Origin of the sequence: Aureisphaera galaxeae, assembly GCF_028561275.1 — a bacterium.
In the GTDB taxonomy this organism is placed as follows: domain Bacteria; phylum Bacteroidota; class Bacteroidia; order Flavobacteriales; family Flavobacteriaceae; genus Aureisphaera; species Aureisphaera galaxeae.
Map to the genome: position 1 here is coordinate 174,397 of NZ_JAQQTF010000019.1, position 15,827 is coordinate 190,223.

General features: G+C 41.1%; 17 protein-coding genes. 8 read left to right on the plus strand and 9 right to left on the minus strand.

The features are described 5' to 3' along the window. Entirely contained in the window at positions 1–1,065 is a 1,065-nt protein-coding gene (locus tag POV27_RS19355) for an SRPBCC family protein (RefSeq protein WP_272864447.1), read from the minus strand. Positions 1,066–1,183: 118 nt separating this feature from the next. Between POV27_RS19355 and POV27_RS19360 the strand changes: the two genes are divergently transcribed. Continuing rightward, positions 1,184–3,226 (plus strand): dipeptidyl-peptidase 3 family protein, encoded by a 2,043-nt coding sequence (locus POV27_RS19360; RefSeq protein WP_272864448.1) that lies wholly within the window; start codon positions 1,184–1,186, stop codon positions 3,224–3,226. 72 nt (positions 3,227–3,298) lie between these two features. On the opposite strand, the gene POV27_RS19365 is transcribed toward POV27_RS19360, so the two are convergent. From POV27_RS19365 to POV27_RS19395, 7 genes are all read right to left on the minus strand, one after another. Beyond that, positions 3,299–3,679 carry a LuxR C-terminal-related transcriptional regulator gene (locus POV27_RS19365; protein WP_272864449.1) on the minus strand — a complete coding sequence of 127 codons (381 nt, stop codon included), beginning with the start codon at positions 3,677–3,679 and terminating at the stop codon, positions 3,299–3,301. A 60-nt stretch (positions 3,680–3,739) separates the two neighbouring features. Further along, on the minus strand, positions 3,740–4,366 hold the full coding sequence (locus POV27_RS19370; protein WP_272864450.1) for a response regulator transcription factor: 627 nt from the start codon (positions 4,364–4,366) through the stop codon (positions 3,740–3,742). After that, positions 4,363–6,144, minus strand: coding sequence for a tetratricopeptide repeat-containing sensor histidine kinase (locus tag POV27_RS19375; protein ID WP_272864451.1), 1,782 nt, complete (start codon positions 6,142–6,144; stop codon positions 4,363–4,365). Before POV27_RS19375 ends, POV27_RS19370 begins: the two co-directional genes overlap by 4 nt. Positions 6,145–6,150: 6 nt before the next feature. After that, complete coding sequence (locus tag POV27_RS19380; RefSeq protein ID WP_272864452.1) at positions 6,151–6,726, minus strand: hypothetical protein; 576 nt, start codon at positions 6,724–6,726, stop codon at positions 6,151–6,153. Between the two features lies 1 nt (position 6,727). Further along, positions 6,728–7,939, minus strand: coding sequence for a chymotrypsin family serine protease (locus POV27_RS19385; protein WP_272864453.1), 1,212 nt, complete (start codon positions 7,937–7,939; stop codon positions 6,728–6,730). A gap of 223 nt (positions 7,940–8,162) precedes the next feature. Further along, positions 8,163–8,459, minus strand: a complete 297-nt coding sequence (locus tag POV27_RS19390) for a hypothetical protein (protein ID WP_272864454.1) — start codon at positions 8,457–8,459, stop codon at positions 8,163–8,165. A 184-nt stretch (positions 8,460–8,643) separates the two neighbouring features. Then, on the minus strand, positions 8,644–8,832 hold the full coding sequence (locus tag POV27_RS19395) for a hypothetical protein (protein ID WP_272864455.1): 189 nt from the start codon (positions 8,830–8,832) through the stop codon (positions 8,644–8,646). A 136-nt stretch (positions 8,833–8,968) separates the two neighbouring features. Between POV27_RS19395 and POV27_RS19400 the strand changes: the two genes are divergently transcribed. Then, complete coding sequence (locus tag POV27_RS19400) at positions 8,969–9,355, plus strand: nucleoside triphosphate pyrophosphohydrolase family protein (RefSeq protein ID WP_272864456.1); 387 nt, start codon at positions 8,969–8,971, stop codon at positions 9,353–9,355. 4 nt (positions 9,356–9,359) lie between these two features. Here the strand turns inward: POV27_RS19400 and POV27_RS19405 are convergent, their stop codons facing one another. Further along, positions 9,360–10,430: a branched-chain amino acid aminotransferase gene (locus POV27_RS19405; RefSeq protein WP_272864457.1), complete on the minus strand. Its 1,071-nt coding sequence runs from the start codon at positions 10,428–10,430 to the stop codon at positions 9,360–9,362. A 103-nt stretch (positions 10,431–10,533) separates the two neighbouring features. Between POV27_RS19405 and POV27_RS19410 the strand changes: the two genes are divergently transcribed. From POV27_RS19410 to POV27_RS19435, 6 genes are all read left to right on the plus strand, one after another. Continuing rightward, entirely contained in the window at positions 10,534–11,055 is a 522-nt protein-coding gene (locus POV27_RS19410; protein WP_272864458.1) for a DUF4920 domain-containing protein, read from the plus strand. Positions 11,056–11,063: 8 nt separating this feature from the next. Next, the gene (gene mnmC2 / locus POV27_RS19415; protein ID WP_272864459.1) at positions 11,064–11,735 is read left to right on the plus strand and encodes a tRNA (5-methylaminomethyl-2-thiouridine)(34)-methyltransferase MnmC2; all 672 of its coding nucleotides are present in this window, start codon (positions 11,064–11,066) and stop codon (positions 11,733–11,735) included. Between the two features lie 200 nt (positions 11,736–11,935). After that, complete coding sequence (locus POV27_RS19420; protein WP_272864460.1) at positions 11,936–12,838, plus strand: TIGR01777 family oxidoreductase; 903 nt, start codon at positions 11,936–11,938, stop codon at positions 12,836–12,838. A 128-nt stretch (positions 12,839–12,966) separates the two neighbouring features. After that, positions 12,967–13,509 (plus strand): nucleotide exchange factor GrpE, encoded by a 543-nt coding sequence (locus POV27_RS19425; RefSeq protein ID WP_272864461.1) that lies wholly within the window; start codon positions 12,967–12,969, stop codon positions 13,507–13,509. A 1-nt stretch (position 13,510) separates the two neighbouring features. Next, the gene (gene dnaJ / locus POV27_RS19430) at positions 13,511–14,626 is read left to right on the plus strand and encodes a molecular chaperone DnaJ (protein ID WP_272864462.1); all 1,116 of its coding nucleotides are present in this window, start codon (positions 13,511–13,513) and stop codon (positions 14,624–14,626) included. A gap of 277 nt (positions 14,627–14,903) precedes the next feature. Further along, the gene (locus POV27_RS19435) at positions 14,904–15,827 is read left to right on the plus strand and encodes an ABC transporter ATP-binding protein (protein WP_272864463.1); all 924 of its coding nucleotides are present in this window, start codon (positions 14,904–14,906) and stop codon (positions 15,825–15,827) included.

Here is a 15,827-nt window from a genome sequence, read left to right on the forward strand (position 1 = left end):
TTATTGTGGCATAATAATATCGTGATTGCTTCTTAAATCCTTGAATACGGGGATGTACACTTCGGTAATCCAATCGGCAGGGTTGGGGAATTCACCCGGATCGTTAGCATATACTTCGAACATCTTTTTGGCCGGATCCATAATGAGACTTTTTTCCGCTATATAAGTCTGTGCTTTCTCATAAGTTTCGGGTAAGTTTTCATAATTGCCCGTTAATACGGTTTTTACCGCAGAAGTAGGTTCCATATAACCGCAGAGAACTTCGCTACCGGAAGGGGTAATGATTCTTTCTTTTACAGGAATGGCCGAGGAAAAGATAAAGTTGCCCGTATTCTGATCCGTCTCATGATAAATGGTGAATGGCATTCCTGCCTGTTGAATATTATTCTGGCTCATGAAATTTACGATCTGTCCCAGCATGCTTCCCATTTTAGATCCTAAGTCCTCTGCACGTGAGGAAGTGGTAACGTACATATAATAACCTCCACCGTGTTCGGCTATACCCGTTACGTCAATGGAGTATTTTTTCATGTCTTCCTCTATGGCAGAGGCAATACCCATAAGGCCGTTCACATGCATTTTTTTCATGTCCCCGTCGAAATCCATTCCACTAAAAGCGTAGTATACCTTATCCATAAAGGTATGTTCCCCTTTCATGCCCCAAGTTACTTTTGTAGCTCCATCGATTTCTTCAAAATTCCAATATACTTTTGGGTTTCTTTCTCCCCCAGGGGTAAGAAGTGTGAGGTCTTGCAATATCTCTTTATTGGGTGTTATGTTCGTGGTTTTTAAGCTGCCATCCATTTCCCCATCCCAAGAATAATTGGCCCCTTCTCCTTTAGTAACTTCGCCATATGAAAAGGTCATGGTGGTATCTTCTTTTTTCCAAGGCCCCCATTCCTCCCAAGTGGTCAGGTCGTTCACTTTATCGAACACGATCGCAGTTGGGGCATTGATGGTTTTAGATTCGCTAATGTCGTAGGTTCCGTCTTGGGTTCCGAAGTACACGGCACCGCCAATGAGGACAATAAGCAGTAGATAGAATAGGTATTTTAAGAGTTTCATGGTTGCGTTGTTTTAGCGTTGCGCTAAGATAAATAATTTTAGCAAGCCCTTCTTTTTCAATGGTGAATGCCCACAGCCATTATTTTGTTACTTTTGTGGAAAATCAATTAAGACAACCATGAGACATAACATTTTATTCGCTGCGGTTATGGGGAGCATGCTTTTGTTTTCCTGTGCAGACGAGAAAAAAGAAACAGCCCAAGAACAAGGGAAGGTGGAAACCACCAAAGATTCCAATTTTGAATATGTGGTGGATCAATTTGCAGATCTAAAAATCCTACGCTATCAGATTCCTGGTTTCGAGGATTTAACGCTGAAGGAGCAGAAGTTGGTATACTATCTTACCCAAGCTGGCTTAGCGGGAAGGGATATTATGTGGGATCAAAACTACCGTCACAATCTCAAGATTCGTAAGGCATTGGAGAACATCTACACTTCCTACGATGGCGACAAAGCTTCTGAAGATTGGAAAAACTTCGAAGTATACCTGAAAAGAGTTTGGTTCTCCAATGGAATTCACCATCATTATAGCAATGCTAAGATCAAGCCCGATTTCAGCAAGGATTATTTCAATCAATTGCTAAAGGTAACGAACACCTCTTTGGTACCGGACGCGGTTGAGGTAATGTTTAACGATGCCGATGCCAAAAAGGTGAACCTTAGTAAAGACGCCGATATCGTATTGGAAAGTGCTATCAACTTCTATGGTCCCGATGTAACTACAGAAGATGTAGAGAACTACTACGGCGCTATCGAAGTAGATCCTGCGAAACCTATCGAAAAAGGATTGAACACCCGATTGGTAAAGGAGAATGGTCAATTGGTGGAAAAGGTATACAAAAGTGGAGGATTGTACGGTTCTGCGATCGATAAGATTGTAGAGTGGTTAGAAAAAGCCCAAGGCGTAGCCGAAAGTGAAGCACAAGCGAAAGCTTTAGGATTGTTAATCGAGTACTACAAAACGGGTGATCTAAACACTTGGGATGAGTATTGTATTGCGTGGGTAGAGTCTACCGAAGGTAATATCGATTGGATCAACGGATTTATAGAAGTGTACAACGACCCTAAGGGATACAAAGGATCTTACGAGACGATTGTAGAGATCAAGGATTTCGATATGTCCAAGAAAATGGCAGTGCTTTCTAAGGAAGCCCAGTGGTTTGAGGACAATTCTCCGTTGATGCCAGAACATAAAAAGAAAGAAGTAAAGGGAGTTTCCTATAAGACGGTAATCGTAGCAGGTGAAGCCGGAGATGCATCTCCAAGTACACCTATTGGAGTTAACCTTCCTAACAATAACTGGATTCGTCAGGCACACGGAAGTAAGTCTGTTTCTTTGGGGAACATTATCCACTCGTACAACAATGCCGGTGGAAGTGGGAGACTTCAGGAGTTTGCGCATGATGAGGAAGAAGTTCGTCTTGAGAAAAAATATGGACAGTTGGCCGATAAGTTGCACACGGCACTTCACGAGGTGATTGGGCACGCTTCCGGTCAGATCAATGAAGGGGTGGGAACACCCAAGGAAACGTTGAAGAGCTATAAATCTACGATCGAAGAAGGTCGTGCCGATCTTTTCGGATTGTACTACTTAATGGACCCGAAACTTCAAGAACTGAATCTTGTTGAAAACTGGGAAGAAACTGGAAAAGCAGCGTACGATGGCTATATTAGAAACGGAATGATTAGCCAGTTGGTTCGTTTGGAATTGGGTGATGATGTTGAGGAAGCACACATGCGTAACCGTCAGTGGGTAAGTGCTTGGGTTATTGAAAAAGGAGCCGCCGAAAATGTGGTTGAAAAGATAACCCGAGATGGTAAAACCTATTACAATATCAATGACTACGGAAAGCTAAGAGACCTATTTGGTGAGTTGTTGAAAGAAACCCAGAGAATCACTTCTGAAGGAGACTACGAAGCTGGAAAGGCCTTGGTAGAGGACTACGGGGTAAAGGTGGACCAAGAATTGCACAAAGAGGTATTGGAGCGTAACAGTCAATTTAAATCTGCTCCTTACAGTGGATTCGTAAACCCTGTCATTGTTCCTACAACAGATGATGCAGGTGAGATCACTGGATTTACCATTGAGCAGCCCGAAAGTTTTGAAGGACAGATGCTTCAATACAGCAAGGATTACAATTACCTTCCAGAAGAGAACTAAGAAATTTCTTTAGGATATAAAAAAAACCTCCTTGTGTAAGCAAGGAGGTTTTTTATTGGTGGACTTCTTGAATCAGCTGATTGATTTTTCGGTAAACCGCAGTGCTGTTTTTTGAAGTTGCCCTGGTCCCGAAAGCCCTAATTTTTTGATGATTTTCTTTCTATGGGTGCTCACGGTAGATTCTGTAATACCCATAATCTTTCCAATTTCACGAGAGGAACATCCCAACCCGATCCAATGGAATACTTCGTTCTCACGTTTGCTCAACGTTTCTATTTTGGAGTGCTTTATTTTGTTTTGGGAAACGATGCGAATTACTTTTTGGATCAATTCTTTTTCCGTCGAAATATGCTGAATTTTCGACAAAGCGATAATCGTTTCTTCTAGGTTCAGGTACGCACCTTGTTGTCGTGCGTGGTCTACGATTTTTAATAATTTTTCTAAGGTTTGCATACCCCGAATATAGTAGGGGCAGGGAGGGCATTATATACCCATTGTCGGGAATATCATACCCTAAAAATCATATTTCTTTTCCAGGGCATACCGCAATAGCTCTCCTTTTCCCGAAAGGCCCAGTTTACGGATCATGTTTTTGCGGTGTTTTTCCACGGTAGAAACAGCGGTGAACCGGATATCAGCAATTTCACTAGTGGTTTTTCCTTGGCCGATCAATACGAGGATTTCCCGTTCACTTTTGGAAAGCACCCCTTTTTTGCGTTTGGAATTACTGTCCTTCATAAGTTCCCCGAGATCGATGGAAGCGTCAAAATAATTGCTACCTGTACTAACGGTGCGAATGGCTTTCATGACCTCTTCCAAAGGAGAGTTTTTTAAGAGGTAGCCCGAGGCGCCCGCTTCGATCATTTGGCTTACCGCTTCTTCTTGATCGAACATACTAAAAGCAACGACTTTGATGTGCGGAAATTCCTTTTTTATGATCTGTGTGGCGGTAATCCCATCCATTTTGGGCATTTTAATGTCCGTTAGGACTACTTTGGGTTGTTTTAAGCGTACAATATCCAAGAGGGCTTCTCCATCGTTAGCGGTGCCTACAATAGAAAATTCATCTTCGTACTTCAGTAATAGGTTGATACCATCTACAAGCGATTGATGGTCTTCGGCTATGGCTACAGTGATCATAACGGTATGTCAATTAAAATGTTGGTGCCTCTGCCTGGGGCAGCATCTACCTCTAGGCTTCCTTCCAGGTGTTCTACTCTTTTTTCGATGCTGTGAAGCCCCATACCTTCGGTTCTTTTCATTTTTCTTGGGTTGAACCCTTTTCCATTATCCTCTACAATGATATTGAGCATGTCGTCGTGCTGCGTAATGGAAATATGGGCTTCCGTGGCCTCCGCATGTTTAATGATGTTGGTGACCAGTTCTTGGATCATTCTAAAAATGGCTATTTCTTGTGGGCCTTCCAACTTTTCGGTAAGACCGAAGCCTTGCACTTCGATACTCAAGCCATTGCTGCTGGAAGCATTTTTAGCCAGTTTTTCTACAGCGGGTAGCAATCCTTTGGTCGCGATAACCCCGCTATTCTTAAGATGTGCCATGGAACGTACTTCCGTATAGGCTTCCTCTAAAAGCGAACCGGTTTTTTCGAACAATTCGTCCATTGATTCCAGTTTTCCCCTGTTCTTCGCGATATGATCAAATTGCAATTTGGCAGCGGATAGGGTAGCTCCCACGCTGTCATGGAGGTCACTAGCGAGACGTTGTCGTTCCTTTTCTTGCCCTTCGATCATGGCATCGATGGCATTGAGTTCCTGATCCTTCAGGATTTTTTCCTTTTTCTGAATTTCCAGTTCTTTTTCCTGTTCGGCGATGCGTTGTTTGCGGCGCGTATTTTTGTAAACGAGGAAGGCAAAGATGGAAATGGCTACAATCCCTCCGCCAAGGCCTAGTGCGATGTTGCGGTTTTGTTTTTTCTTTTGCTGTTCAACTTTTAATTGTTCCTCTTTTTCGGCAGCCGCGTACCTGTTTCTAATACTTTCTATGGCCAAATTTTGCCCGATATCATTTACACTATCTTCAAGGTGATTTTTGGTTTTGGTAGCAAGGTAAGCTTCCTTAAAGTTTTGTGTTTTTTCATAAAGGTCTGCCATATTCTCATAGAAAATAATCTTGGACTTTACTTTGTTTTCATTGGGTAAGATTGAATCTGCTTTTAAAAATAAACTCAATGATTTATTATAGTCATTTAAATATTTATAGGCCTCGGCTTGATTGTTATAATTATATGAAATATTCAAAGAATCATTAATCTTAAGAAGATAAGGGAGTCCTTTTTTAGTGTAGTACAAGGAGGAATCATATAGCTTTAATCGCTTCTTTACAGTTCCTATATTCATGAGATCGAATGACATTTGCAGCGAATCATCCTTTGAACTGGATAGCTTGTAGCTCTTTCTAAAGACCTCTTCTGCATTTTCAATTAAGTCTGAAGCTAAATATCCAGTTCCAATTTCTCTGTAGACTCTATATTTTACATTAAGATCTTCATTGCCCGTATTTGATATGAAATCCTCGAGTTCCCTAATAATAGACTGTTTGTCGACCTCAAGATCATTCTGATGACTTAAGATGGACAATAATTGCAAGTTGCAATCCTTAACATCACTTAACTTTTCAAGCTGTACATATATCGTTTTAGCCTTAGCCATATGCTGAAAGGCTAAGCCTTGCTGATCGCTTAAATTATAGGTGTATCCTAAGTAAAAAAGCCAAAGGGCTTTATCTTCAATATCCGCATTACTGGTATCTATAAGCTTGAAAGACGCTATTGCATCCGAATAGCGTCCTTGATTAGTTAAAGAAATAGATTCCTTAAGATCTAGCTTTTGGGCAAATGTGGCTCCAAAAAATAGATTGAGGATTATAAATATGTAAGAGATTCTATAGCTTTTTTTCATTGGCATTTAACCTTTACCGACAATGATATTTCCGGATTCTGTTTCTGGTTGATCGCTGGGATCCGCACTAGCGGCTATTGGGAAGGCCTTTCGCGGATCGGGGTATTTGACCTTCACTCTATCCTCCTCTGGAATAGTAGCTGGGTCGACATTGCATATCCAAAGGTATTCATCATTGTTTTTTGTTGGGTCATTATTGCTATTGTACAGGAAAACCCTAACATTTCTATCAGGTCCCTCAGTGGTAGGGGTTCCTGTTAAATCGAATTTCTCTCCAACCGCTTCCTCGTAAGTGTATTCGTGTCTTTTATCTCCTGGGGTAGGGCGCCAAACTCTTTCGACATGGATATCAAAATGCTCGGTTTTGTGGCAATAATTTACCAGATGTATATGATAAACGATGTTTAATGCAGAACCAGTCAAATTAATGACCTTTTTTGTTGCATATTTTTTGTCGTCTGGTCTCCTAGTCCAGTCACTGCTCTGAACCGTACATTTTAGCTCAAAAGGAATATTTGCCACGGGAACAAATATCTGTTTGTTCTCGTTATCTGCATTATACTGAAAAATAATCTTTGCCATTTTAGTAAGTTTTAATATTTATGAAATCTTTGAGAGTCAAGTGTAATTTTTTTGGATATGGCTTATAAAAGGTTTTCTCTCCAAAAATATGGTCGAAATTATTGCAGACGGAGTATGTCTCACTGTCGCCTCCTATAAGTAAACCTATTGCCATGTTTTTATTATTCAAAAGTAAACTTCCGGAATCCCCATTAGTACTGATTTTCTCTGTAAGGATTTGCTTTTTAAAGAGCTTTTTATTGGGACTATCCGGTTCAAAAACGACATATGCATTCGTAGATCGGATCTTTCCCTTCTGTTCATAAGAGGTTCTTCCATAAATGGTCACTTCTTCCCCGTGTCGCATTTTTACCCGCTCTTCACCACCGATTAATTCGGTTTCGGGTTTCAAAATTGGTTCATTATTCCAGAGATTTCCCCCTCTTACTAAATTTTTATGTTCTACTCGAATGAAAGCAACATCGACAAAAGAATTATATTCTGCAAAGGCAACCTGTCCTATTAAGTTATTGTGGTCTTCCTTCAGAATATATTCGTACTCTAAATTTCCGTTTGAATCGATAAATGGATTTTGAAACCTAGATATGAGCCCAGGTTGATATATTTGAGATTCATAGAACCTAATTTTAGATACTTCACCATTCTCTGAGTTCTGAATAGTTCGTTTGTCGTTAATAACATGATAGTTTGTAATAATGTACCAGCTATCATGTTCATCAAAATCACCCCATGGGCTTTGGTCATAAAAATGATTTAGTTTGAGAAGTCCTCCAAATGTCCCAAGCTGATAAGCTTTATTTAGAACTGGAGCAATTTGACAACCGCTTGCTGCAGGTCTTATATAATTACCTGTTATTTTTTTGTCCGTCTGCAGATTAAATGGTTTTACAAACTCGATTTTAGTTAGAGGTAATTCTCCGCTATAAATTCTTTCATACTCTGAAGTTTCCGTTTTTGGAGGTCTCAAAGTGTCTAATATTTTTTCATGAGTTTCCTTTGGCAAATAGTTTATGAGATCAAGCCTTCTTCTGGTAGTAGATCTTCGATCTTCATTCCAGATCCCCATTTCCAAGAAGAATCTTTCCATATTAGGCTTTTCCAAGCTTTCTGGGATGGAAGCTATGTAGACCACATTCTCCTTACTACTAAACAATTCTTTGTAATTGTTGTCGATAATTTCATCAATGATATCTCTGGGAGCTATAGTAACCATTTTAACTGCTTTTAATTTATGAGATTAAACAAATGCAATCATAAAAATCGAAACTAGCTTTACCCGAAAACATAATTTTGAAAGAACTTTTCATAATTGAAATTAGTTGATGGTACAATATTATTTCATGATCCTACCCAAAAACATACCCACTACCGGGTAATTTCGGATTTTCGAATTCAATGGGGGATAAAAAAAGAATGTTAGGAATGTTCGGATGGCCTTATCCAATCGGATTGAACAAATACACCAGTACAAATACGGCCAAGGCACCACCTGCATTGATCAAAGGCGCGTTGCTGTTGGTTCCTTCCTTATTTGACTGGAGTTCAATAAAACCGGGTAGGGCAATGCTAATACAGGCGGCCGATAGGGCAACAATGACACGTATAATGCCCGTTAAATTATCGAAAGCTTTTCCTTCACTGTCCAAATGCCAGAAACTTAAGGCCATGACAATAATACCCAATACCACCATGATGAGATTGGGGATGATTTCTTTTGCAGGTTTAAAACTCATATGTAAAAATTGGATTGGTTACAACAATATAACTGTACCCATTGCTGGGTAGGAACTGCTATACTTTGAAAGGGGGAAACATGATCTCGAAAAATCACAGTAAGGTATAGTTAGTTAGCGTGCCCTGAAATTAGCCGCTTTTTTTCAAATTTCCTAATAAGCTGGTAATGAATTGAAGGGTGATCTAATCCACGAAGTAAAGCTTGGCAACCAATAACAATCCGAAGAAAATAAGGAAGCCTATCAATACCCAAACGCTTCCCTTGTATTGTTTTTTATGTAACTTCTTGTCCTTGCGGTAACTCATGATCATTATCGCCACAAAAGCGACCACAAAACAAATAGCAAATATCAACTGACCCGTAGAAAGCATATTTCGAATTTTATGAACACAAAAATACACCAATTCTGTGCAAATCTGGTTGAAAAGTTTCTTGGCTCTACCTAATTTTCAAAAACCTTTGTTCCTATTTTTAGATCATCAATGTTGCACAAATAAATTAAAGACTATGCAAGACAAGATCTCCTGTGTTCACGAATTCCATTCCGCTTTCGGATTGGGTATAAAAAACGCCCCTACCGCTAATTTGGGCGAGGCTAAAAATCGTTTGCGTTTCAACCTTATGAAGGAAGAAAACGAAGAATATTTTGAAGCTGCCAACGAAGGAGATCTGGTCGAGGTTGCCGATGCGCTTGGGGATATGCTCTACATTCTTTGCGGAACCATCATAGAACATGGGATGCAACACAAAATCGAAGAAGTCTTCAATGAAATCCAACGAAGTAATATGAGTAAGTTAGGGGCCGATGGAAAACCTATCTACCGTGAGGACGGTAAAGTATTGAAAGGGCCAAATTACTTCAAACCCGATATCAAAGCTATTTTAGAAAACTAAGGGATTAGCAAACGCGGTATCTCCACTCGAATGGATCTTCGGTCAAGTTGTACTGAATTTCCATTAAGTGCTTTTTGAATTGCATCGCGAAAGAATCCGCTTGACTTTGCAATTCGAAAGTTTCGTCTTTATAACTGAATGCACTTACAGGACTGATCACAGCGGCGGTTCCTGCACCAAATATTTCCTTTAAAGCACCTTCTTTGGCGGCAGCCACGATCTCTGCCACTTCCACACGTCGCACTTCTACATTGATTCCGGCTTTTTCGGCTAGGGCAATCACGCTTTTTCGCGTCACCCCGTCCAGGATACGATCGTTGGTAGGTGCCGTGAGCAAAGTATCATTCACTCTAAAGAACACGTTCATGGTACCTGCTTCTTCCAGATACTTATGCTCGTTGGCATCGGTCCATATCACCTGTTGGAACCCTCTTTCTTTAGCCAAATTGGTGGGATAGAACTGCGCTCCGTAGTTTCCGGCAGCTTTGGCATATCCCACACCTCCGTCGGCGGCACGACTAAAGTTTTCTGCTATAATAACACGAACCTCTCCTTTATAGTAAGCCTGTGCAGGAGAAAGAATGATCATGAATTTGTATTGATCCGATGGCGAGGCGGAAACCCCATTTTGGGTCGCAATGACAAACGGACGAATGTATAAGGAATTTCCCATTCCAGGTTTAACCCAGTCTTTGTCCATTTCCAATAATTGGTGCATCGCATCGAAGAACAATGCTTCTGGAAATTCAGGAATCGCCATTCTATGGGAGGATTTGTTGATTCGCTTCAAATTCTCCAATGGGCGAAATAGAAATACAGATCCTTCCTCGTCTTTATAGGCTTTCATCCCTTCAAACACGGCCTGACCGTAATGAAATACCTTGGCTGCTGGATAAATTTCCAATGGGCCGTAGGGTTTAATAGTAGGGTTTTGCCAAGCACCATCAACGTAATCACACTCGAACATATGATCTGTAAAAATGTTCCCAAAAACAAGATTTTCGAAATCCACATCATGGATTCGGGAGGTGTTTACTTTTTCTACTTGAATGGTGGGGACGGTAGTTAGACTCATAAAATTTCCTTATGGGCCAAAATTAGGCAAAATATATACCATATAAAATGCAAAAAAATCATAAAATTGTGGTATATTATTAGCTATACAAATTTTGATTGAAATGAAAAGAAACCTTCTATTCCTATTTGTAACAACCTGTTTGTTGTTTTCCTGTAATTCGGCCAAAGAGAAAGAAGCCGAAACCCCTAAAAGTTTAGGATTGCAACAAGCCGAAACCTATGATCTAAAAGGATATCGATTTGAGGATAAAGACCTAGCCTCTGCAGACGAATTGCTAACCGCTTACAAAGCGATGAAAGTAGGTGATACGGTCGAAATAAAAGTAAAGGCAAAAGTAAATAGTGTATGCCAAAAGAAAGGGTGCTGGATGCGCTTGGATCTTGGCGACGCAGAGTCTTTCGTGCGTTTTCAGGATTACGGGTTCTTCATGCCAAAAGACTTGGCGGGAGATGAGGTCTTGGTGAACGGTATGGCCTATGTTGAGGAAACCAGCGTAGAAGACCTGAAGCACTATGCGGAGGATGCCGGAAAGCCGCAAGAGGAGATTGATGCCATTACAGAGCCAGAGCTCTCTTACAACTTCCTTTCTACTGGAGTTCTTATCCCGAAAAAAGGAAAGTAACTAACAGTGTGAAACGAGAATTTCTTACCACGGGCGATGGATCGGTAACCATCCATCTGCCCGATTGGAACGAACAGTACCATTCCAAACATGGCGCCCTTAATGAGGCGCTTCATGTTTTTATAGCCATGGGCTTCGACTTCTTGAAATCCCAACAATCCCTGTCGGAAGTAAATATCATGGAAATTGGGTTTGGAACGGGATTGAATGCCTATCTTACTCTGCTACGTTCACGGGAGGTCAAAACTTCGGTGAATTACGTTGGGGTAGAAGGATACCCTGTAGCCCTAGAGGAAGTAGAAAAGCTCAATTATCCAGAGTCGGTGGGAAATGATCCGGAAGCCTTCAAAAAGCTGCATGAAACGGCTTGGGAAGAAGCCAGCTTGGTAGCAAAAGGCTTTTCCCTTCATAAAAGAAAACAATTCTTTTCCGAAATAGAGGACAAAGAAGTCTACCACCTTATCTATTTTGATGCTTTTGGGGCAAGGGTTCAACCCGAATTGTGGACGGAGGCCATTTTTCAGAAAATGTACAATGCACTTTTGCCAAACGGTGTTTTGGTTACCTATGCCGCCAAAGGAAGTGTTCGCCGTGCCATGCAGGCGGTTGGATTCACAGTAGAAAGACTGCCGGGGCCTCCGGGAAAAAGGGAAATGTTACGAGCACGGAAGGGCGAGTAACATTCAGCGCAGCTAAATGCAAAAATCGTTAGGGTAAGTAACATTCAGCGCAGCTAAATGCAAAAATCGTTAGAAAAAGTAGCATTCAGCGTGGCTAAATGCTGCGAGCTATTAAAGTGTAAATGAAGAAACCTAATTTTCAGTTAAGGGTCATGGGATTCCGCCTTTCTAACCGTATCTTTATATAAAAATTGATGGAGATGAAAATTCTGATAGCAGGAGCCACGGGGTTGATTGGCAAGGAATTGGTGCGGCAATGTGAAGAAGAGGGGATTTCCGTTCATTATCTCACTACAAATAAGGAAAAATTGAACGTCTTTAATCACGGTCAAGGGTTTTATTGGAATCCACACCGTGAAGAGATGGATACTGCAGCTTTTCAAGGGGTTACAGCGGTCATTAACTTGGCGGGAGCTCCGGTTTCCAAACGGTGGACCAAAAAGCGCAAGGAACATATATTGGGAAGTAGGCTCATGACTTCCCGTCTCATTTATGAAACACTGGCTTCCTCAGATCATCAGGTAACACAATACCTTTCAGCCAGTGGTATTAGTATCTATCCCAGTTCCTACGAAAAACTATATACCGAAAAGGATTCTTCCGTTTCCTCGTCCTTTCTGGGGCAAGTAGTAGTTGCATGGGAAAAAGAGGCAGATGCCTTTCAGGAATTGGGAATAAAAGTGGCCAAGGTGCGTACAGGGATTGTTTTGGACAAAAACGAGGGAGCACTTCCCAAATTGGTCGGCCCCATTAAGAAAGGTTTTGGAGCAGCCCTTGGAAACGGAAAACAGTGGCAGTCCTGGATTCATGTTACCGATATGGCAGCCATCTATCTGTTTTTATTGAAAAATGGTCTTTCTGGGGTTTATAACGGAGTATCCCCCAGTCCTAGCACCCAATTAAAAATGACCCAACTCATCGCATCCCAGTTAAAGAAACCTTTGTGGATGCCTAAAGTCCCTTCTTTTATGTTGAAATTGATGTTGGGTAAAATGAGCAGTCTTGTGCTGGAAAGTCAGTTGGTGAGCTCAGAAAAGCTGGAAAAGGCAGGCTATCCCTTTCTGTACGTTAATTTGGAAAAAGCACTGGAAGACCTCTTATAGCGAAATTCTTCACTCATCTAAGCGAAACCCTTTATTTTTCTGAAAAATAGGTTGTGACATTTTGACATTTTTGTAGAAATGGCAGTACTTTTGCACCCGCAGATTGAAAAATAAAGAGAGACTCATCTATGAGCAAAAAAGATAAAGCCCAAGAAACCGCACAGGAAGAAGTCGCTGTAGAAGAAAAGAAGACTTCAAAAAGCAAGGCCAAAAAAGAGAAGAAAGATCCTCTAAAGGAATTACAGGCCGAACTGGATCAGGAAAAAGATCGCTACCTACGTTTGTTTGCCGAGTTCGAGAATTATAAGAAAAGAACGGGTAAGGAGCGTGTTGAGCTATTTAAAACTGCCAGTAACGATGTAATGGTTTCATTACTTCCTGTGTTGGACGATTTTGATCGTGCTCTAAAGGAAATCGAAAAAACAGATGACGAAAACCTTAAGGGCATAGGACTCATTAGCAATAAGTTGAAAGAAGCCCTTAAGCAAAAAGGATTGGAAGTCATCCCAACCCAAGTAGGAGAAACCTTCAATGCCGATGTGCATGAGGCCATTACCCAGATTCCTGCACCAAGTGATGATTTGAAAGGAAAAATCATCGATGTTATTGAAAAAGGGTACACTCTGGGAGAAAAGATAATCCGCTATCCGAAGGTAGTGATAGGACAATAGTATGAAGGAAGATTTTTACGATATACTGGGCGTTTCCAAGAACGCTTCCGCTGCAGAGATAAAGAAGGCGTATCGCAAAAAAGCGATACAATACCATCCCGATAAGAATCCGGATGATCCTAAGGCGGAGGAAATGTTCAAAAAAGCAGCAGAAGCTTATGAAGTATTGAGCGACCCCGACAAAAAGGCACGTTACGATCAGTTTGGTCATCAGGCGTTCGAAGGTGGCGGTTTTGGTGGCGGAGGTATGAATATGGATGATATCTTCAGTCAGTTTGGAGATATTTTCGGTAGTGCTTTCGGCGGTGGTGGCTTTGGCGGCTTTGGCGGTTTTGGCGGAGGCCAACGCCGTGTTAAGGGAAGTAACCTAAGAATACGCGTAAAATTGACTTTGGACGAGATCGCCAATGGTGTGGATAAGAAGATCAAGGTAAAGCGGAAAAAAGTAGCCCCCGGAACCACGTATAAAACCTGTCCTACCTGTAACGGACATGGGCAAGTAACCAAAATTCAGAATACGATCTTGGGACGTATGCAGACCTCTGCGACCTGTGGTACCTGTAAAGGCGCTGGACAAACCGTAGATAAAGCTCCTTCTGGAGCGGACGCCCACGGAATGATTTCTCAAGAAGAGACAGTTTCCATCAAAATTCCAGCAGGAGTTGTGGATGGAATGCAGTTAAAAGTTAGCGGGAAGGGTAACGATGCACCGGGTAATGGTATCTCTGGAGACCTATTGGTAGCCATTGAAGAATTACCGCACCCTCACTTGCAACGCGAAGGTGATAATTTGCATTATGATCTTTACGTAAGCTTTTCTGAAGCCGCATTGGGAACTTCGAAAGAGATCGAAACCGTAACAGGAAAAGTGCGGATTAAGATCGATGCTGGCGCACAGAGTGGAAAGATTCTTAGACTTAGAAATAAAGGGATTCCGAGTATCAATGGCTACGGAACAGGAGATTTATTGGTTCACGTAAATGTTTGGACACCAAAGACTCTTACAAAAGAGCAGCGTGAGTTTTTCGAAAAGATGAGGAATGATGAGCATTTCGAACCGAAACCAGAAAAAGAAGATAAGTCCTTTTTTGAGAAGGTGAAAGATATGTTTTCCTAAATAAGGACTTTTAATTTATTTTACCTATATTTGAAAATCGCTAGTCTTAAAAGCGATAATTTTTCTTTTTCATAGCAATTTTTTTCCCACCCTTTGAGTAATCTGAGGGTGGGTTTTCTTTTGGGGTCATATGAGGTCGTTTAGTAAGGTAATTTGAGGTTAACTTTAATCGGGAACGTAACATTTTTTAAATCCCGTCTACAAACAGAATAATAAGGGAGGAAACTTCTTTTACTATCGAAGGTTTAAATATCTTTACCGCTTACAATTTTTATCTATGGACAATCTACTTGTAGCCAATCAAGTTTCAAAATCGTATGGAGGATACCGAGCACTTAATGATGTCTCGATCGAAGTGCCCAAAGGGAGTATCTTTGGTCTCCTAGGCCCCAACGGTGCTGGGAAAACTACTTTCATTCGCATTATCAACCAAATTACAATGCCGGATACTGGTTCCGTGTTATTGGATGGAGAGCCCTTACAGCCGCATCACATTCAGCATATAGGATACCTGCCCGAAGAAAGAGGATTATACAAGTCTATGAAGGTAGGGGAGCAGGCCCTCTATTTGGCACAATTGAAAGGACTGTCTAAATCGGAAGCCAAGAAACGACTTAAGCATTGGTTTGAGCGTCTAGAAATTGGCGATTGGTGGAACAAAAAAATCCAGGAACTGTCCAAAGGGATGGCCCAGAAAATACAATTTGTGGTAACGGTACTCCATGAACCCAAACTGCTTATTTTCGACGAGCCCTTTAGTGGTTTCGATCCCATTAATGCCAATTTAATCAAGGATGAAATACTAAAACTACGTGACGATGGTGCTACGGTAATCTTTTCTACCCACCGTATGGAATCCGTAGAAGAAATGTGCGATCATATAGCCTTGATTCATAAATCCAACAAGATTTTGGATGGGAAACTCATCGATATAAAAAGGGAGTTTAGATCCAATACCTTTGAAGTAGGACTGGTAACCGAAGACAAAGAAACGGTATCTAAAGAGTTGAAAGATCGTTTTGACGTGACACCAGCCACCTTCAAAACCATAAATGACGAACTTCAATATACCATCAAACTTTCCAATGGCCATGCCAATGAACTGCTAGGTTATTTAGCAGAAAAAGGACGCGTCACCCATTTTGTCGAGGTGATTCCTACCGCCAACGATATTTTCATACAAGCCGTTCAAAACCACTAA

Coding starts and splice junctions, on each gene's coding strand:
- POV27_RS19355 (WP_272864447.1), bottom strand. CDS start 1,065: ATGAAACTCTTAAAATACCTATTCTATCTACTGCTTATTGTCCTCATT.
- POV27_RS19360 (WP_272864448.1), top strand. CDS start 1,184: ATGAGACATAACATTTTATTCGCTGCGGTTATGGGGAGCATGCTTTTG.
- POV27_RS19365 (WP_272864449.1), bottom strand. CDS start 3,679: ATGCAAACCTTAGAAAAATTATTAAAAATCGTAGACCACGCACGACAA.
- POV27_RS19370 (WP_272864450.1), bottom strand. CDS start 4,366: ATGATCACTGTAGCCATAGCCGAAGACCATCAATCGCTTGTAGATGGT.
- POV27_RS19375 (WP_272864451.1), bottom strand. CDS start 6,144: ATGAAAAAAAGCTATAGAATCTCTTACATATTTATAATCCTCAATCTA.
- POV27_RS19380 (WP_272864452.1), bottom strand. CDS start 6,726: ATGGCAAAGATTATTTTTCAGTATAATGCAGATAACGAGAACAAACAG.
- POV27_RS19385 (WP_272864453.1), bottom strand. CDS start 7,939: ATGGTTACTATAGCTCCCAGAGATATCATTGATGAAATTATCGACAAC.
- POV27_RS19390 (WP_272864454.1), bottom strand. CDS start 8,459: ATGAGTTTTAAACCTGCAAAAGAAATCATCCCCAATCTCATCATGGTG.
- POV27_RS19395 (WP_272864455.1), bottom strand. CDS start 8,832: ATGCTTTCTACGGGTCAGTTGATATTTGCTATTTGTTTTGTGGTCGCT.
- POV27_RS19400 (WP_272864456.1), top strand. CDS start 8,969: ATGCAAGACAAGATCTCCTGTGTTCACGAATTCCATTCCGCTTTCGGA.
- POV27_RS19405 (WP_272864457.1), bottom strand. CDS start 10,430: ATGAGTCTAACTACCGTCCCCACCATTCAAGTAGAAAAAGTAAACACC.
- POV27_RS19410 (WP_272864458.1), top strand. CDS start 10,534: ATGAAAAGAAACCTTCTATTCCTATTTGTAACAACCTGTTTGTTGTTT.
- POV27_RS19420 (WP_272864460.1), top strand. CDS start 11,936: ATGAAAATTCTGATAGCAGGAGCCACGGGGTTGATTGGCAAGGAATTG.
- POV27_RS19425 (WP_272864461.1), top strand. CDS start 12,967: ATGAGCAAAAAAGATAAAGCCCAAGAAACCGCACAGGAAGAAGTCGCT.
- dnaJ (WP_272864462.1), top strand. CDS start 13,511: ATGAAGGAAGATTTTTACGATATACTGGGCGTTTCCAAGAACGCTTCC.
- POV27_RS19435 (WP_272864463.1), top strand. CDS start 14,904: ATGGACAATCTACTTGTAGCCAATCAAGTTTCAAAATCGTATGGAGGA.